We start from the raw sequence: 17169 nt of genomic DNA, 5'->3' as shown, positions 1-17169 counted from the left end.
CGAGTCGCAGGGGAGGCATGGCAACGGGAAAACGGGCGAGAGAGCGACTCATGGGCGCCCCTCAATTCGCTTGGCAGATCTCCCGGTAGAGCGGATCCGAGTCCGTCAGGCGGCGCAGCTCGTCGGTCTGCGGCTGGCGTTGCTCCTCGCTGAGCGGGACCAGTTCGCGGCTGTCGCAGTTCAAAAGCTGGGTCTGATGGACCACGCGCTCGGAGGCGCCGGAGGTGAAGCGGTAGAGAATGAATTCCACCAATCGCTGTCCGTCCGCCGTCGTGACGATCCGGTCGTCACGATCCACCACCGTGAAGGCCGTGGTCATCGGCAGCAGGTAGGTCCAGGGGCGCCAGAGGGCCGGTTCCTGGGTGGTGGCGACGACTTTTGCCGAGTCGGGAAGTTGTTGCCGCTTGTGCTCGAACCAGCCGTATTCATGCTGCACCTGGTAGCCGAGCATGCCGAGGCCGGCACATACCGGAACGACCCAGCGCGGTAGCCGCTTGCCGCTCAGGGTGCGCAATAGTAGTCCGATGCCCGCCGCGCCGAGGCCGGCGAAGATCGCCGCGATCAAATGCCAAATCATGTAGGCCTTCCTGACGGTCATCGGGCTTCCCGAAGGAAGCCCGATGCAAGGATTGTGATCGGCGCCGTGGACGACGCCGAGGTGGGATTATGGCCTAGTGGCCGGTGGCAGTGCCAGCGCCCTTGGGATAGCGAACGCTTTCGACGAGATCCTGGATCTCCTGGGGCGGCTCGGCCGTCATCCGGGAGATGGTGAAGGCCATCGCGAAGTTGATGATGGCGCCCACGGCTCCGATGGAGAGCGGCGAGATGCCCAGCACCCAGTGCTCCGCCGTATCCGGCAGGTTGTTGGTACCGGGAATGAAGAACCAACCCTTGTAGATGAAGATGTACACCAGGGTGAAGATCAGGCCGGTCAGCATGCCGGTGATGGCGCCTGTATTGTTCACCCGCTTGGAGAAGATCCCCATCATCAGTGCCGGGAACAGCGAGGCGGCGGCGATGCCGAAGGCCAGTGCCACGACCTGTGCCGCGAAGCCCGGAGGATTGGCCCCCAGATAAGTGGCCACAATGATGGCGACGGACATCGATATCCGAGCCGCCAGCAGCTCGCCTTTCTCGGTGATGCGTGGGTTGATTGCCCCTTTGATCAGGTCATGACTGATTGCCGAAGAGATGGCCAGCAGCAGACCGGCGGCGGTGGAGAGTGCCGCGGCAAGCCCGCCAGCGGCGATCAGGCCGATGACCCAGCCGGGCAGGTTGGCAATCTCCGGGTTGGCCAGCACCAGGATGTCGTTGTTGACGCTGAGCTCGTTGCCTTCCCAGCCGCGCTGCTCGGCGGTCGACGCGAAGGAGTCGCTGTCGTTGTAGAGCTGGATGCGGCCGTCGCCGTTCTTGTCTTCGTACTGGATCAGTCCGGTTTCCTCCCAGGTGCGGATCCAGTTGGGACGATCCTCGTAGAGAATCGGATTGGCGGTGGCCTGCTCGACGTCCTCGACCTGGCTGGCCATCTCGGGATAGACCGTGGTGGCGATGTTGAGGCGCGCCATGGAGGCCACGGCGGGAGCCGTCAGGTAGAGCAGGGCGATGAACACCAGGGCCCAGCCGGCTGACCAGCGGGCATCCGCCACCTTGGGAACCGTGAAGAAGCGGATGATGACGTGGGGCAGGCCGGCGGTACCGATCATCAGCGAGAGGGTGAACAGCACCATGTTGAGCTTGTTGTCCACGTCCGCTGTGTACTCGTTGAAGCCCAGGGCGGTAACCACTTCATTGAGCTTGGCCAGCAGCGGTACGCCGGATTCGCTATGGGTGGAGAACAGCCCGAGTGGCGGAATGGGATTGTCAGTCAGTTCCAGCGAGATGAAGATCGCCGGAATGGTATAGGCGATGATCAGCACGATGTACTGGGCCACCTGGGTGTAGGTGATGCCCTTCATGCCCCCCAATACCGAGTAGAAGAAGATTACCACGGCGGCAATTATCAGCCCGGTGGTGGCGTCCACCTCGAGAAAACGCGAGAAGGCTACGCCGGCACCTGCCATCTGGCCGATGACGTAGGTCACCGAGGCGACGATCAGACAGATCACCGCGACCATGCGTGCGGGTTTGCTGTAGAAGCGGTCGCCGATGAATTCCGGGACGGTGAACTTGCCGAATTTTCGCAGATAGGGCGCCAGCAGGGTCGCCAGCAGTACATAGCCGCCGGTCCAACCCATCAGGAAGGTTGAGTTGGCATAGCCGCCGGCGGCGATCAGGCCGGCCATGGAAATGAAGGAGGCCGCCGACATCCAGTCGGCCCCGATGGCCATGCCGTTGGTGATCGGGTGAATGCCGCCACCGGCAACATAGAAGTCCTTGGTCGAGCCGACCTTGGCCCAGATGGCAATGCCGATGTACAGGGCGAAGGAGGCACCCACGAAGAGGATGTTGATAGCGAATTGACTCATTGGGTTACTCCTCGAGCCCGAACTGTTTATCCAGCCGGTTCATCTTCCAGACATAGAAGAAGATGATGCCGATGAAGGTCAGTATCGAACCCTGCTGGGCAAACCAGAACCCTAGGTCGGTACCGCCGATCGGGATGCTGGCCAACAGCGGCCTCAGCAGGATGGCGCAGCCATAGGACACCAGGGCCCAGACGACCAGACATCCTGCTATCAGTCGTATATTGGCCGCCCAGTAGGCTTCGGCATTGGATTTCTTGTCTGCCATTGTCATGCTCTCCGTTTTGTTGTCGAGGTCGGAAAGTTGCACCCATCGGGCGTGGCGATGAGACTGAGTCTCCCGCCACGGAATCATGGGTAATGCTGGTCAATAATGTAAAAAAAGAAAGCCCATACTTTGGTATCAATGGCCATTAAGATATAAGGTTGTTTGTCTTTATCTTTTTTTAATCAATGGATTATGTCGTTATTGAAGATTTTTTGGATATACTCCTTAAGTCGATATGGGACCATGGTATAGCGGCAAGAAAGGCTTTGAGGTTAAAGAGGGCCGCGCAGCATGGAACGATAGTATTACGCCGTTGTGATTAGACGTCATGCTCTTACGACTTCGGCATATAGAACCATGGTATGGATTCTTGCCATGGCCTGGGCTTTGCTAGTCTGATTCCAAGAACCCGTCGGGTGGGAGCTTTCGCGCCATGCTGAATGAATGATCCCGCTTTTCCGATGAACACCCTGAAAAGGCGACGGGTGATGATCACGCCGCGAGGCTCTTGTCATGGTCGATGTTGATCTTTCTCAACTGCCGTTCAGCCTGCTCGATGATGCCGGGCGAGCTCGGGTGAGCGGCAGCCTCGATCTGGTCTATTTCGGCCGGGGTGAGATCATTCTCGAGGCCGGCCAGGCAGGCGAGAACGTCTTCTTGATCCACAAGGGCGAGGTCGCCGAGCTGGATGTCACCCAGCCCGGTGAACCGGAGCGCATCGGCCACTACACCGCTGGTGATCTGTTCGGGGCCATCAGCATCCTGCACGGGCAGAGCCGATATCGTTTCTGCGCCGAGCAGGAGACCCTGTGTTATCTGTTGCCCAGGGGGGAGTTTTTGGCGTTGTGCGATGACTATTCGGCCTTCGCCGAAAGCTTTCGACGCAACCTGGCGCACAAGACGCGCTTGCTGGCTGCCCAGCGAGCCTCGGGCGGTACTGCCATGGCCGGCGCCATGCTGGCGCGGACGCGGGAATGCATGCGCCGGCCGCATCTCCTGGCGAGGACGGCCACTATCACCGAGGCGGTGGCCACGCTGGATGCGCAGCATGTCGATAGCTTGCTGGTCGAGGGCGAGAGCGGTGCGGGGATGGTGACCAAGACCGATCTGCTCAACGCCCTGGTACTGGAGAAGTGGCCGCAGAACGCGCCGGTGCGTTCCATTGCCAACTTCGCGCTGGTCACGGCACGTCCGGATCAATACCTGTTCGAGGCGCTGGTGGCGATGACCCGTCACCGTGTCGAGCGGATCGTGGTCATGGAAGATGCCACTCCCGTGGGCGTCGTGGAGTTGACCGATGCGCTCAGTCATTTCTCCAGCCGCAGCCACGTGGTCAGCCTGCGCGTGGAGCAGGCCGATGATCTGGCATCGCTGTCGGAGGCCAGCCGCTTGATGCCCGACCTGGTGAGGGGGTTGATGGCCCAGGGCGCCAAGCCCCGTTTCGTCATGGGCCTGCTGGCGGCATTGAACGGACGCATCATCGGCAAGACATGGGACTTGCTCGTCGACGAGCGCTATCACGGTGCGAGCTGCCTGATGGTCATGGGTAGCGAGGGGCGCGGAGAACAGGTACTCAAGACCGATCAGGACAATGGCCTGATCCTGGAGGACGACCTGGCCTGGCCGGAGCGTGAGACCCGCATGCGCGCCTTCAGTGATGCGTTGCTCGAACTCGGTTACCCGCCCTGTCCCGGCGGCATCATGGTGTCCAATCCGCAATGGATCGGCGGTGAGACCCAGTGGCGAGAGCGTATCGAGACCTGGGCGCGACGCAGCGATGCGGACTCGCTGATGAACCTGGCCATCCTGCTCGATGCCCAGGCCATGGCAGGCAATCCGGCATTGCTCGCACGTCTGCGAGACGCGCTCTTCGAGCGTTGCGCCGGGGACGAAATCCTGCTGTCGCACTTCGCACGCCCGGTGCTGCGCTTTTCGACGCCGCTGACACTGTTCGGCTCGTTGAAGAAGCCTCAGCACGGCATCGACATCAAGAAGGGCGGAATCTTCCCGGTCGTGCACGGTGTCAGGGTCATGGCCCTGGAGCGCAACATCACGGTGACCTCGACGCTGGAGCGACTCGATGCCCTGGTGGCCGATGGTCGACTGGAAGCCCGTTTCGCCGAGGACCTGGGCGAAGCGCTGTCACTGTTCACCGAGCTGCGCCTGAAACAGCAGCTCGAACGCCTCGATGGCAAGGAAGGCGAGCCGGACCGTGTGGTGGTGCAGGAGCTGTCGTCGCTGGAACGTGATCTGTTGCGCGAAGCGCTGCACATCGTCAAGGACTTCAAGCAGCGGCTGACCCATCGCTATCACCTGGAATATGCCTGAAGAGCAATCATGACGGCCCGGCAGGGAATCGGGATCGACAGGGAGGAAAACATCATGTTCAAGGCCTTGCGACGAGCGGCCGATCGGCGGCGTTATGCCGATAGCCGATACGGCTGGCTCTTCCAGCCCTATACCGGCGATGAAATGGCCGCCGTGGCCTGTCGCGCCACCGAACCGGCCGACCGTCATGGCGAGCCGATAGCCATTGCCGCCGTGCGATTGAGCGGGGATCGGGTCTTGACCAGCGAGTCGCTCGATCTGCATGTGCGGCGACCGGCTGGACTCACGCAAGAAACCGTTTGTCGGCACGGGCTGCGTGGTATCGACCTGGATGATGGCGACCCCCTGGACGACGCCCTGGAACGATTCCTGGATTTCGTCGGTAATCGGCCCCTGGTGGGGTGGCACCTGGAAGACGAACTGGCCCTGCTGAACCGAGGCTTGCGGCCACGTTTCGGCTTCGACCTGCCCAATGCCGCTGTTGACGTGGCACCGCTCTACCAGCGGCGCCAGCGCTATCGTCATCCTCAACTCGAGGGGCGGCCGCGTTTCGAAGAGGCCGCCGAACGGCTCGACGTGCCGGTGATGGGTCGCCACAGCGCGCTGGGCGACGCGGTGACCACCGCCTTGATGTACCTGCGCCTGGTCCGCGATGACACCGCACGGCGACGCAGTAGCTGAGCCGGGCGCTTCGCCTGTGTCGGTCGGGGTGGTAGGATAGGCGCCCCCGAATTCCGTAGATGCCCTGGCAGCGCCGTGACCATGCAAGATGCCGTGATGTTCGACTCCCATACCGACCGGAACACCAGCGACGGTGGCGTTCAGCAAAACGCCGCCAAGGCCAAGCGCGAGTTCAACAAGCTGCAGAAGCGCCTGCGACGTCAGGTCGGCAACGCCATCATCGACTACGACATGATTCGCGAGGGCGACAAGGTGATGGTCTGCCTGTCCGGCGGCAAGGACAGCTACACCATGCTCGAGATCCTGCGCAACCTGCAGCGCAATGCCCCGGTCAACTTCTCGCTGGTGGCGGTCAATCTCGACCAGAAGCAGCCCGGCTTCCCCGAGCACGTGCTGCCCGAGTACCTGGAAGGCATTGGCGTCGATTATCACATCCTCGAGCGCGACACCTACTCGGTGGTCAAGGAGAAGACCCCGGAGGGCAAGACCACCTGCTCGCTGTGCTCGCGGCTGCGTCGTGGCTCGCTGTACGGATACGCCGAAGAGATAGGCGCCACCAAGATCGCCCTGGGGCACCACCGCGAGGACATCCTGGAAACGCTGTTTCTCAACATGTTCTTCGGTGGCAGCCTGAAGTCGATGCCGCCCAAGCTGCTCTCCGACGACGGCAAGAACATCGTCATTCGCCCGCTGGCCTACTGCCGCGAGGCGGACATCGCCGAATTCTCCCGGCGCATGGAATTTCCCATCATCCCCTGCAACCTGTGCGGCTCCCAGCCCAACCTGCAACGCCAGGTGGTCAAGGAAATGCTGGCCGACTGGGAAGCCCGGCATCCCGGACGCCTGGAGAGCATGTTCAAAGCGGTGACCAACGTGGCCCCGTCGCAGCTCGCCGACCGCGAGCTCTTCGACTTCGCCGGCCTCGAGGAGAAGCAGGCGAGGATGCAGGCATCGCGCATTGATTTCACGGAACTCTAAGAACCCCCAAGAACGCGGCTAATGCCGCTGGAAGAGAGAAGAACGGCGCTGCGCGCCTTTAAGAGGGAAGACCCCCTTGACGCCCCAACCCCTGGGGCTAGCCTGTCTTCCCTCTTCCCTCTTCCCTCTTCCCTCTTCCCTCTTCCCTCTTCCCTCTTCCCTCTTCCCTCTTCCCTCTTTCGTTAGTGCCCCGCATGCCCGTCCATCGGGTCATGTTCCATTTGGCCATGATCCATCTGATCATGGGTCATATGGTCGTGGTTCATATGGTCGTGATCCATCGTGCCCATGGACAGTACTCCCCAGAGTTGCCATAGGGCGAAGGCGATGATGGCCAGTGCCGCCAGGGTGCGGGTGGCGGGATGGCGGATCAGTGCCCCCACCTGACGGGCGACCAGACCGGTCGCCAGCAGGGCCGGCAGGGTGCCCAGGCCGAAGGCGCCCATCAGCAGGATGCCCTGGACGGGATCGGCAGTCGCCAGGCTCCAGGCCAGCATCGAGTAGACGAGGCCGCAGGGAAGCCAGCCCCATACGGCACCCAGCGCCACGGCCTGGGGCAGTGTCACCACCGGCATCAAGCGCCTGCCCATGGGCTCCAGGTGGCGCCACAGATGTCGCCCGAGGGCTTCGAGGCGCAGCAAGCCTTTCCACCAGTTGGCAATGTACAGCGCCATCAGGATCAGCATCACGGCGGCCAGCACCTGGAGCGCCAGACGGGCGCCAGGTGCGATCTCGATCATGGTGCCGAGCAGGGCAATCAGGCCGCCGGCACACATGTAGCTGGTGATACGGCCCAGGTTGTAGCCCAGCAGCAGGCCGGCCAGGCGCGTTGGCTGGCGCATGCTGGGGGGCACGGCAAACGTCAGGGCGCTCATGATGCCGCCGCACATGCCGATGCAGTGAGCGCCGCCCAGCAGGCCGAAGACGAAGGCGGCCGCCAGGGGCGGGAGTTCCAGTCCGGTCGGATTCATGTGCCATTCTCCCGGTCATGAAAAGGCGTGGAGGCATCGTCCTGCTGTCGGCGCATAGGGCGTGGTGAGGGCGGGTCATCCTCGTCGAACAGGATGCGGTAGGCGGGTCCTTCCAGGTCGTCGAACTGGTCGTTGTTCACCGCCCAGAAAAAGGCCCAGACGGCCAGGCCGAACAGAACGAGCGACAGCGGAATTAGCAGATAGAGAATGCTCATGACGACACCGGGGCCGTGAAGTGGCGGAAACTCCCGGGGCGGGCCAGGCGCAGGGCATTGACCACAACCACCAGTGAGCTCAGGGACATGCCGATGGCGGCGAGCCAGGGAGGCACCAGGCCGCAGGCCGCCAGCGGGAGCGCCAGCAGATTGTAGAGCAGTGCCCAGCCCAGGTTCTGGCGAATGACGCGCTGGGTGGCGCGGGCGAGTCCGATCGCCTCGGCAACGCGCTGGAGTCGGGGCGTGAGCAGGATCACATCGGCCCGGGTGCGGGCCAGGTCGGTAGCGCCGTTCATGGCGAAGGCCACATCGGCGCCGGCCAGCACAGGCACGTCGTTGACACCATCGCCGACCATGGCCACGCGCTCGCCGCGTGCCTGGTGGGCACGAAGCCTGTCCAGCTTGTCTTCCGGGCTCATCGCGGCCCGCCAGTCGGCGATGCCCAGGTGCTCGGCCAGCTCGCGGACCCGGGGTTCGGCGTCGCCGGAGAGCAGTTCCACTTCGAGCCCGGCCAGGCGCAGCGCCGCCAGGGTGGCGTCGGCGTCATCGCGCAGGCGATCGTCCAGAGCGAACCAGGCGCGGGGCCGGCCTTCTTCGGCGAGCAGCAGCCAGGGCCCGTCGTCGGGCGGGGCGGGCGCACGGTCGGCGGCGAAGTCGGGGCGACCGAGCCGCCAATTCGTGCCCGCGATGCGGCCTTCCAGTCCGCCACCGGCCTGGCGGGTGACGTCATCGGCGGTCACGTCGGGCAAGCGATGCGTGTGAAAGGCACTGGCGATGGGGTGCTCCGAATGCGCCTCGAGCGCGGCGGCGATGGCCTGCAGGTGTCGCGGGTCATCGTCATCGACAATGCGGGTGTCGATGAGCTGAATCTTGCCGGTGGTCAGGGTACCGGTCTTGTCGAAGATCACGCGATCGATGCTGGCCAGCGACTCCAGGGCATCGGCGCGGGTCAGCAGGGCGCCGCGACGATGCAGTCGACCGTGGGCGGCGGTGAGCGCGGTGGGCGTGGCCAGTGCCAGGGCGCAGGGGCAGGTGACGACCAGCACCGAAAGCGTGACCCAGAAGGCCCGGTCAGGGGCGATGAACCACCAGACGAGCGCCACGGCGGCGGCGATCAGCAGTACCTGGAGCACGAAGTGATGGGCCAGGCGGGCGCTCTTGAGGGCGATGCGCGGGCGCTTGGCGAAGGCCCGGTCGGTGAGGTCGAGCAAGCCGGCAACGCGGGTGTCGCGGCCGGCATGGGTGATGCGCAGGGTCAGTGGGCTCTCGAGGTTCTGGCTGCCGCCGGTGACGATGTCGCCGATGCGCCGCACCACGGGTTGTGTCTCGCCGGTGAGCGTCGACTCGTCGAGACTGGAGGCGCCGCTCTCGATCAGGCCATCGGCGGGTACGCGGTGTCCCGGTTTGACCAGTACCCGGTCGCCGGCGCGCAGTTCGCTGGCCGGCAGGATGCGCGGCTCGTCATCATCGTCGAGGCGCGTCGCCGACATCGGCAGCAGGTTGGCCAGCGCATTGCCGGTGGCGCCGCCCCGTCGTCGTGCGCGGGCCTCGAGATGGCGACCGAACAGCAGGAAGAAGGTGAACATGCTCACCGAGTCGAAATAGACCTCGCCCCGGCCGCTGACGACCGCCCAGGCGCTGGCCAGGTAGGCCGAGCCGATGGCCAGCGATACCGGGACATCCATGCCCAGGGTGCGGGTGCGCAGGTCGCGCCAGGCTTGGAGGAAGAAGGGCTGCGCCGCGTACAGCACCACCGGGGTGGTCAACGCCAGGGCCAGCCAGTGGAAGAGGCGGTCGAAGTCGGCGTCGAGGCCCGTGTTGCCTGCCAGGTAGAAGGGCAGGGAGAACATCAGTGCCTGCATCATGCCCAGGGCGGCGACGATCAGCCGTCGCAGTTGTTGGTGCGATTCGCGTTGTAGGCGCCGCTGTGCCTCGTCGGGTTCAAAGGGGCGGGATGGGTAGCCAATGGCCGCCAGCTCGGCGAGCAGGCGCGAGAGGGCGATACGTTGCGGATCCCAGCCCAGGCGCAGGCGGTGGTGAGTGAGATCGACGGCGCTGCCGGTGACGCCTTCGAGGGCGTTGAGCCGGTGTTCGATCAGCCAGGCGCAAGCCGCACAGGTGATGCCGTCCACCGACAGGCTGGCGTGGACGCCGGCGTCATCGTCGTGCACGAAGCTGGCCTGCAGGCCAGGGTCGTCGAACAATGACCACTGCTCGGCTGTGGCGTCGCGGCGATCCAGGGGGCGTTCGGGCAGCGCGGTGCGAAAACGGTAATAACTCGCCAGGCCTCCCTCGATGATGGCACGGGCCACGGCCTCGCAGCCGGGGCAGCACAGCGGATGCCGGCAGCCGTCGAGCTCGAGCGTCCAGGGCGAGCGCCCGGTCACCGGCTCGCCACAGTGGTAGCAGGCGTAGCTCTCGCTCGAAGGGGTGTCGAGGCTGGCCGTCATGGCTCAGAGGCCCGGTGTCAGGGCGATGCTGCCCTCGTGGGGAAAGCGCGCCTCGCCAGTGAGGCGCCAGGCGGCATCGTCGCCGGGCGTCGGCTGCAGATGCAGGTACCAGCGATGGTGCAGGGGGGCGTCGAGGGTACCGATGTAGCGCCCCTGCTGGACGTGTTGCAGCGTCAGGTGGCGGTCACGGCCATGCTCGGTCGGGAAGATCCACGCCAGATGCAGTTGCTCGGGGCGTCGCTGGCCCTCGAGGTCGACGATCACGTCGCCGGTGAGAGTATCGACGCGCAATTGGGCGGCAAGCCCCAGTTGGCTGGCGTTTTCCTGCTTGGCTAGCTGTTCGTTGATCGCCAGGCCGCGTTGGTAATAGTCCTGTGTCACGGTGCCATCGAAATAGCGGATCGAGGCGACCAGGTAGACCAGGCTGAAGGTCACCGATGAGGCCAGCAGGGCGATGATGAACCAGGGCCAGAATTGCTTGTACCAGGGAGGCGTGGGGGACGAGGCGATCGGCATCAGGGGGTTCCTCCCAGGAAACGGCTGTCGTGGCTGAGTGAGATATCGGCGTCGATGGCCTTGAGGTGCCACTGGATGTCATGGCTGGGCCGATGGATGGCCTGACGATCGACACTGGCCTCGACCACCCATTGGCGAGACTGACCGGCGGGCACCGCGAACTTTCGCTTGTCCAGTGTCAGGCCGGCAAGCCCCGAGATGGCGAGGCGATAGCGATGGTCGGTGTTGTCCAGATTGCGCACGGTCAGGGTATAGACATTGGCGATATCGCCCTGGGGCGTGACCCGGAACAGGCGCTGACGGTCTCGTTCCACGTCGAGGTCGAGCGGCGTGCGCTCGGCAAGAGTCACGGCGAACAGGGCGAGCATCGCCAGTAGCATCGCCAGGTAGCCGAGCAGGCGCGGTCGACCTATTCGAGCCGGCTTGCCGGCCAAGGCGTTCTCGGTGGCGTAGCGAATCAGGCCGCGTGGCCGGCCGAGGCGATCCATCACGCCATCACAAGCGTCGATGCAGGCCGCGCAGTCGATACAGGCGTGCTGAAGGCCATCGCGAATGTCGATGCCGGTGGGGCACACCTGGACGCAGAGGCCGCAGTCGACACAGTCACCTGGCCCCTCGGTCCCGGTCGCCCGGCGGTGGGGAGCGCGGGGCTCGCCGCGTTCGGCGTCGTAGGAGACGGTCAGGGTGTCGCGGTCGAACATCACCGCCTGGAATCGCGCGTAGGGGCACATGTGCAGGCAGATCTGCTCACGCAGCCAGCCGGCGTTGAGGTAGGTGAAGGCGGCGATCAGGCCGAGCCAGACATAGGCCCAGCCGCTGGCTTCCAGGCGCGGCAGAGCCATGATCAGATCGCGGATCGGCGCGAAGTAGCCGACGAAGGTGAGGCCGGTGGCCAGCGCGATGACGAGCCAGATGACATGCTTGAAGCCCTTGCGGCACGCCGTGTCGACATCCATGTTGCATTGTTCGCGCTTGACGCGCCGATGGCGGGGGCCTTCGAGCCGGTGCTCGACCCAGATGAACCACCAGGTCCAGACGCTCTGCGGGCAGGCATAGCCGCACCACAGCCGGCCGGCCAGCACGGTGACGAAGAACAGGGCGAAGGCGGCGATGATCAGCAGCCACGACAGCAGCATGAACTCCTGCGGGTAGAAGGTCATGCCGAAGAGGTGGAAAGCCCGGCCGGGCAGGTCGAACCAGACTGCCGGCTGCCCGTTGAGCGTGACCCAGGGGAGCGCGAAGAACGCCGACATCAGCGACACATTGAGGCCGCGTCGCCAACGCTGGAAGCGTCCCCGGACCTCGCGCACCTGGATATGCCGCCGCGGCGCATAGAGTGAATGACCGAGCTCGGTCACCGGTATCCGGTCGTCGGCTGCGCGGTAGAGGATGTCCTGGCTCATCTGGTCCTCCTGTCCCGGGTGGCGTGTCTCCAACGGCTCGGAGCGCATTGCCAAACTTTCAATGGCCATGGGCGCCGGGGATAAGGCGAAGCGAGGGTCCTTTGCCATGGATGGCAAAGGTAGCGCCCAAGAATGGGGCCACAGCGCCCTCGCGCAGGCTTGTCGCCGGCCGACTCGTTGAGGAACTAATCGGCGCTTTCTGGAACCTGGCGACTCAACTGGTAGACATAGGCGGCCACCAGATGAACCTTATCCTCGCCGAGGTAGTCGACCTGGGCCGGCATCTGCCCGTTGCGTCCCTTGCGCAGGGTCTCGAGCACCGCGGCCTCCAGTGACTGGTCGGGGCCGCGATAGAGCCAGGCGTCGTCGGCCAGGTTTGGTGCGCCCATCAACGGGTTGCCGGTGCCATCCGGCTGATGGCAGCTGGCGCACATGGCGGTGAAGACCTCGGCGCCCTTTTCCGCCCGGGCCGGGGCGGTGGCTTGGCCCGACAGCGACAGCACATGCTGGGTGACGTCGACGAGTGTCTCCTCGCCCAGGTGCTGCCAGGCCGGCATGGCACCGCTGCGCCCCTGGGTGATGGAGGTGACGATGTCCTGTGGTGAGCCACCGTAGAGCCAGGCGTCGTCGCTGAGGTCGGGAAAGCCGTTGCCGCCCCGGGCATTGTTGCCGTGGCAGATGGCGCAGTTGTTGAGAAAGAGTCTTTCGGCGACCTGCATGGCCTCGGCATCGCCGGCCAGCTCGGGAATCGGACGCTCGGCGTAGCCGGCGAAGATCGGTGCGTAGCGGGCCTCGGCCTGGTGCATCTCGCGTTCCCATTGGGCTTCCTGGCTCCAGTCCAGCAGGCCGGCGAAGTTGCCCAGTCCCGGATAGAGCGCCAGGTAGCCGAGGGCGAAGAGCACCGTGCCGACATAGAGCTTGAACCACCAGCGTGGCAAGGGATTGTCGTATTCCTCGATACCATCGGCGGCGTGGCCGGTAGTTGTTACCTGGCCCTCGGCGTCGGGTTGCTTGTCGGTCTTGCGATTGGCGAACAGCAGCCAGGCGCTGAGCGCGATGGTGCCCAGCGTGATGATGATGATCCAGGCGCTCCAGAAGCCGGAAAGGTCGTTCCCCCAAAGCGAATTCATGCCTTCCTGCCTCCCTTGTCGTGTCGCTTCTCGGTCGCCCGCTCGTCCGGAGTGTCGCGTTCCGGCGCCGGGTCGTCGGCGAAGGGCAGGTGAGCCGCCTCATCGAAGTCCGCCCGGCGGCCCTTCGAGTAGGCCCACAGGGTGAGCCCGACGAAGGCGACAATCAGCAGGATGATGATGATGCCGTTCAGCGTTCCGGTATCCATGATCAGCGCTTGTCCTCGAGCACGGTGCCCAGTTGTTGCAGGTAAGCCACCAGGGCGGTGATCTCGCTCTTGCCTTCGACGGCTTCCCGGGCGCCGCTTATCTGCTCGTCGCTGTAGGGCACGCCGAGCGTCTGCAGGGCGCGCATCTTGTCGCCGATATGGGCGCCGTCGAGGGTGTTATCGAACAGCCAGGGGTAGGCGGGCATCACCGAGCCAGGCACCACGTCACGCGGGTTGTAGAGGTGCGCGCGGTGCCAGTCGTCGCTGTAGCGACCGCCGACTCGGGCCAGGTCGGGGCCGGTGCGCTTGGAGCCCCACAGGAAGTTGTATTCGTAGACGGATTCGCCGGCCACGCTGTAGTGCCCGTAGCGCTCCGTCTCAGCACGGAAGGGACGCACCATCTGCGAATGGCAACCGACGCAGCCCTCGCGCCGGTAAATATCACGGCCAGCCAGCTCCAGAGGAGCGAGTGGCTCGAGGCCTTCCACAGGCTCGGTGGTCTGCTTCTGGAAGAACAGCGGCACGATTTCCGCCATGCCGCCGAAGCTGATCACCACCAGGATCAGCACGGCGAGCAGGCCAACGTTCTTCTCGACGATCTCGTGTCTCATGGGATGCTCCGTCGGCTCAGGCGGTCTGTGGCAGGGGGCGTTCGGCGCCGGCCGGCTGGCGGCGCAGGGTCATGGCGACGTTGTAGGCCATGATCAGCATGCCGATTACCCAGAACAGGCCACCGATCATGCGCACCGCATAGCCCGGCCCGCTGGCCTCGACGGATTCCATGAAGCTGTACATCAAGGTTCCATCGTCGTTGATGGCGCGCCACATCAGGCCCTGGAGGATGCCGTTGACCCACATGGCGGCGATGTAGAGCACCGTACCGATGGTCGACAGCCAGAAGTGCACGGCGATCAAGCGCACCGAGTGCATCTGTGTTTCGCCGACCAGGCGAGGGACCATGTGATACAGCGAACCGATGGTGATCATCGCCACCCAGCCGAGCGCACCGGAGTGGACATGGCCGATGGTCCAGTCGGTGTAGTGGGAGAGGGCGTTGACGGTCTTCACCGCCATCATCGGTCCCTCGAAGGTGGACATTCCGTAGAAGGACAATGCCACCACCAAAAAGCGCAGGGTCGGGTCGGTGCGCAGTTTGTGCCAGGCACCGGAGAGGGTCATCATGCCGTTGATCATGCCGCCCCAGGAGGGGGCCAGCAGGATGATCGACAACACCATGCCGAGCGACTGGGTCCAGTTGGGCAGGGCGGTGTAGTGCAGGTGGTGCGGGCCGGCCCACATGTAGACCATGATCAGTGCCCAGAAATGCACGATCGACAGCCGGTAGGAGTAGACCGGGCGCTCGGCTTGCTTGGGCACGAAGTAGTACATCATGCCCAGGAAGCCCGCGGTCAGGAAAAAGCCCACGGCGTTGTGGCCGTACCACCACTGGGTCATGGCGTCGATGGCACCCGGGTAGATCGAGATCGAGTGCATCGCGGAGACGGGAATGGCCGCGTTGTTGACGATGTGCAGCACCGCCACGGTGAGGATGAAGGCGGCGAAGAACCAGTTGGCCACATAGATGTGCGAGGTGCGGCGCTGCTTGATGGTGCCCAGGAAGACGATGGCATAGGCGATCCACACCACAGCCAGCAGCAGGCTGATCGGCCACTCGAGCTCGGCGTATTCCTTGGTGGTGGTGTAGCCCAGCGGCAGGCTGATCAACGCCGAGAGAATCACCGCCTGCCAGCCCCAGAAGGTGAAGGCCGCGAGCCGGTCGGACCACAGCCGGGTCTGGCAGGTGCGCTGCACCACGTAGTAGGAGGTCGCGAACAGCGCCGATCCGCCGAAGGCGAAGATCACCAGGTTGGTGTGCAGCGGTCGCAGGCGGCCGAAGCTCGTCCAAGGCAGGCCGAGGTTGAGTTGTGGCCATACCAGCTGCGAAGCGATGACGAGGCCACAGGACATGCCCACGATGCCCCAGACCACCGTCATGACCGCGAACTGCCGGACCACCTTGTAATTGTAGGTCGGGTGCTCGAATGCGTTGTTCATGCGGGTTTCCATCCAGCGTTAGTCTGCCGGCGCCTTGGTCGATCTCGCTTGCCTTGGCATGCCGATTCGCAGGAGTCTAGCCGAGTCGATCCATTAAATGAATACATATATGTAATCATTTGGTACACAATATAGGCAATGTAGTGTCAACAGAAAGCGTGAGAATCAACGAAAGTATCGATGCCGCCGAGCTGAGGCGAGCGCTCGAACAGGGTGCGGGAAGCGTCGAAGGTTCCGAGGCGCTCGGCCCGCTCCAGGTGCAGGGCGGGTGCCGGAAAGGGCGCCTGCTGCTGACGCATGGCGCCGGTGCGGGGCAGGATTCTGACTTCCTGCTCGAGCTGCGGCGTGCCTTGGCCGATGCCGGGGTGCAGACTCTGGCCGTCGAATTCGCGTATCTGCGCCGCATGCGTCGTGAGGGACGCCGCCGGCCGCCACCTCGGGTCGAGAAGCTGGTCGAGGAGCTGGCGAGTTGGCGCGACGTTCTGTCGCCCCATCTGGAAGCACCGCTGTGGCTGGGCGGAAAGTCCATGGGGGGGCGCGTGGCCAGCATGCTGGCGGCTCGGGACGGGGCGGCCGGCCTGGTACTGTGTGGTTATCCCTTCCATCCACCGCGCCGCCCGGAGCGACGGCGGCTCGAGCATTGGCCGGCATTGCGGTGCCCGACCCTGGTGATGCAAGGAGAGCGTGACCCCTTCGGTACCCGCGACGAGGTCGACGGCTATGACCTGCCCGATGTCGCCGAGGTGTACTGGCTGAAGGACGGCGAGCACGACTGGCGACCACGGCGTGCCTCGGGACTGACCCAGATTGAACTGATCCACGAGGGGGCACGTGGCATTGCCGAGTTTATGGCGCGCCACGCATGATGCCTTGAGGGGAGCACTGATTTATTGCTGCGCTCGACGACCCACATGGAGGTGGGAAGTGCGTGGGCCCGTAGGAACGGGCCTAGCGATCCTGACCACCGGCGGTACTCATAATCCTCATTTACTACCATGTAAACTGCGGTTTTTCTGTTCCGGCGGTGGCCAGCCTCTCGTCGCTCGCGACATAAATCGGTGCTCCCCTTGTTCCGGTGTCTAGCGCCTGCCAGTGCTTCCAAGTAGATGATAGAGGTGGGGTTATTCACGGGCGTCAGTCAGGGATATACGAAAAAAACGCGTTGACAATGGGCACCGTCCCTGTAGAATGCAGCGCCACGTGACCGGGGGTGGTTAGCTCAGCTGGGAGAGCACCAGCCTTACAAGCTGGGGGTCACAGGTTCGATCCCTGTACCACCCACCATGACGTAGTCATGCCCGATCATGTAGCAGGTAGCGCAAGCGGACCGGTAGTTCAGTTGGTTAGAATGCCGGCCTGTCACGCCGGAGGTCGCGGGTTCGAGTCCCGTCCGGTCCGCCATCGCATCCTGTGCCGCCAGTCATCTTGTGGACCGGTAGTTCAGTTGGTTAGAATGCCGGCCTGTCACGCCGGAGGTCGCGGGTTCGAGTCCCGTCCGGTCCGCCA

The 17169-nt window shown here is 64.2% G+C and carries 16 protein-coding genes and 3 tRNA genes; 7 read left to right on the top strand and 12 right to left on the bottom strand.

The window, feature by feature from the left end:
* Positions 1-61 precede the first annotated feature (61 nt).
* From FZZ93_RS15015 to FZZ93_RS15005, 3 genes are all read right to left on the bottom strand, one after another.
* Entirely contained in the window at positions 62-577 is a 516-nt protein-coding gene (locus FZZ93_RS15015; protein WP_187774546.1) for a hypothetical protein, read from the bottom strand.
* A 94-nt stretch (positions 578-671) separates the two neighbouring features.
* Entirely contained in the window at positions 672-2465 is a 1794-nt protein-coding gene (locus FZZ93_RS15010; RefSeq protein WP_149323120.1) for a sodium:solute symporter family protein, read from the bottom strand.
* Positions 2466-2469: 4 nt separating this feature from the next.
* On the bottom strand, positions 2470-2730 hold the full coding sequence (locus FZZ93_RS15005) for a DUF4212 domain-containing protein (protein WP_149323119.1): 261 nt from the start codon (positions 2728-2730) through the stop codon (positions 2470-2472).
* Positions 2731-3243: 513 nt separating this feature from the next.
* On the opposite strand from FZZ93_RS15005, the gene FZZ93_RS15000 reads away from it, so the two are divergent.
* The 3 genes from FZZ93_RS15000 (at position 3244) to ttcA (ending at position 6717) form a co-directional block, all read left to right on the top strand.
* Positions 3244-5058, top strand: a complete 1815-nt coding sequence (locus FZZ93_RS15000) for a putative nucleotidyltransferase substrate binding domain-containing protein (RefSeq protein ID WP_149323118.1) — start codon at positions 3244-3246, stop codon at positions 5056-5058.
* A 54-nt stretch (positions 5059-5112) separates the two neighbouring features.
* Positions 5113-5739: a 3'-5' exonuclease gene (locus FZZ93_RS14995; protein WP_149323117.1), complete on the top strand. Its 627-nt coding sequence runs from the start codon at positions 5113-5115 to the stop codon at positions 5737-5739.
* Between the two features lie 96 nt (positions 5740-5835).
* Positions 5836-6717, top strand: a complete 882-nt coding sequence (ttcA, locus tag FZZ93_RS14990) for a tRNA 2-thiocytidine(32) synthetase TtcA (protein WP_246146233.1) — start codon at positions 5836-5838, stop codon at positions 6715-6717.
* A gap of 182 nt (positions 6718-6899) precedes the next feature.
* Here the strand turns inward: ttcA and FZZ93_RS14985 are convergent, their stop codons facing one another.
* From FZZ93_RS14985 to ccoN, 9 genes are all read right to left on the bottom strand, one after another.
* Positions 6900-7688: a sulfite exporter TauE/SafE family protein gene (locus tag FZZ93_RS14985; RefSeq protein WP_149323116.1), complete on the bottom strand. Its 789-nt coding sequence runs from the start codon at positions 7686-7688 to the stop codon at positions 6900-6902.
* Positions 7685-7903 carry a cbb3-type cytochrome oxidase assembly protein CcoS gene (ccoS, locus tag FZZ93_RS14980; protein ID WP_149323115.1) on the bottom strand — a complete coding sequence of 73 codons (219 nt, stop codon included), beginning with the start codon at positions 7901-7903 and terminating at the stop codon, positions 7685-7687. The genes FZZ93_RS14985 and ccoS overlap by 4 nt, the downstream gene beginning before the upstream one ends.
* Positions 7900-10353 (bottom strand): heavy metal translocating P-type ATPase, encoded by a 2454-nt coding sequence (locus FZZ93_RS14975; RefSeq protein WP_149323114.1) that lies wholly within the window; start codon positions 10351-10353, stop codon positions 7900-7902. The genes ccoS and FZZ93_RS14975 overlap by 4 nt, the downstream gene beginning before the upstream one ends.
* Positions 10354-10356: 3 nt before the next feature.
* Positions 10357-10869 (bottom strand): FixH family protein, encoded by a 513-nt coding sequence (locus FZZ93_RS14970; RefSeq protein WP_149323113.1) that lies wholly within the window; start codon positions 10867-10869, stop codon positions 10357-10359.
* A complete protein-coding gene (gene ccoG / locus FZZ93_RS14965) occupies positions 10869-12272 on the bottom strand; it encodes a cytochrome c oxidase accessory protein CcoG (RefSeq protein WP_149323112.1) in 1404 nt (467 codons plus the stop codon). Before ccoG ends, FZZ93_RS14970 begins: the two co-directional genes overlap by 1 nt.
* A 185-nt stretch (positions 12273-12457) precedes the next feature.
* Positions 12458-13402 carry a cytochrome-c oxidase, cbb3-type subunit III gene (gene ccoP / locus FZZ93_RS14960; RefSeq protein ID WP_149323111.1) on the bottom strand — a complete coding sequence of 315 codons (945 nt, stop codon included), beginning with the start codon at positions 13400-13402 and terminating at the stop codon, positions 12458-12460.
* Positions 13399-13608, bottom strand: coding sequence for a cbb3-type cytochrome oxidase subunit 3 (locus FZZ93_RS14955; RefSeq protein ID WP_149323110.1), 210 nt, complete (start codon positions 13606-13608; stop codon positions 13399-13401). Before FZZ93_RS14955 ends, ccoP begins: the two co-directional genes overlap by 4 nt.
* A 2-nt stretch (positions 13609-13610) precedes the next feature.
* Positions 13611-14219: a cytochrome-c oxidase, cbb3-type subunit II gene (ccoO, locus tag FZZ93_RS14950; RefSeq protein ID WP_149323109.1), complete on the bottom strand. Its 609-nt coding sequence runs from the start codon at positions 14217-14219 to the stop codon at positions 13611-13613.
* 16 nt (positions 14220-14235) lie between these two features.
* A complete protein-coding gene (gene ccoN, locus FZZ93_RS14945) occupies positions 14236-15663 on the bottom strand; it encodes a cytochrome-c oxidase, cbb3-type subunit I (RefSeq protein ID WP_149323108.1) in 1428 nt (475 codons plus the stop codon).
* 158 nt (positions 15664-15821) lie between these two features.
* Between ccoN and FZZ93_RS14940 the strand changes: the two genes are divergently transcribed.
* From FZZ93_RS14940 to FZZ93_RS14925, 4 genes are all read left to right on the top strand, one after another.
* Entirely contained in the window at positions 15822-16529 is a 708-nt protein-coding gene (locus FZZ93_RS14940) for an alpha/beta family hydrolase (RefSeq protein WP_149323107.1), read from the top strand.
* A gap of 342 nt (positions 16530-16871) precedes the next feature.
* Positions 16872-16947, top strand: a tRNA-Val gene (locus FZZ93_RS14935).
* 40 nt (positions 16948-16987) lie between these two features.
* Positions 16988-17064 (top strand) — tRNA-Asp (locus FZZ93_RS14930).
* Positions 17065-17092: 28 nt separating this feature from the next.
* Positions 17093-17169 (top strand) — tRNA-Asp (locus tag FZZ93_RS14925).

This window comes from Halomonas eurihalina (assembly GCF_008274785.1).
GTDB lineage: Bacteria > Pseudomonadota > Gammaproteobacteria > Pseudomonadales > Halomonadaceae > Halomonas > Halomonas eurihalina.
This window is presented reverse-complemented; position numbering and strand designations above follow the sequence as displayed.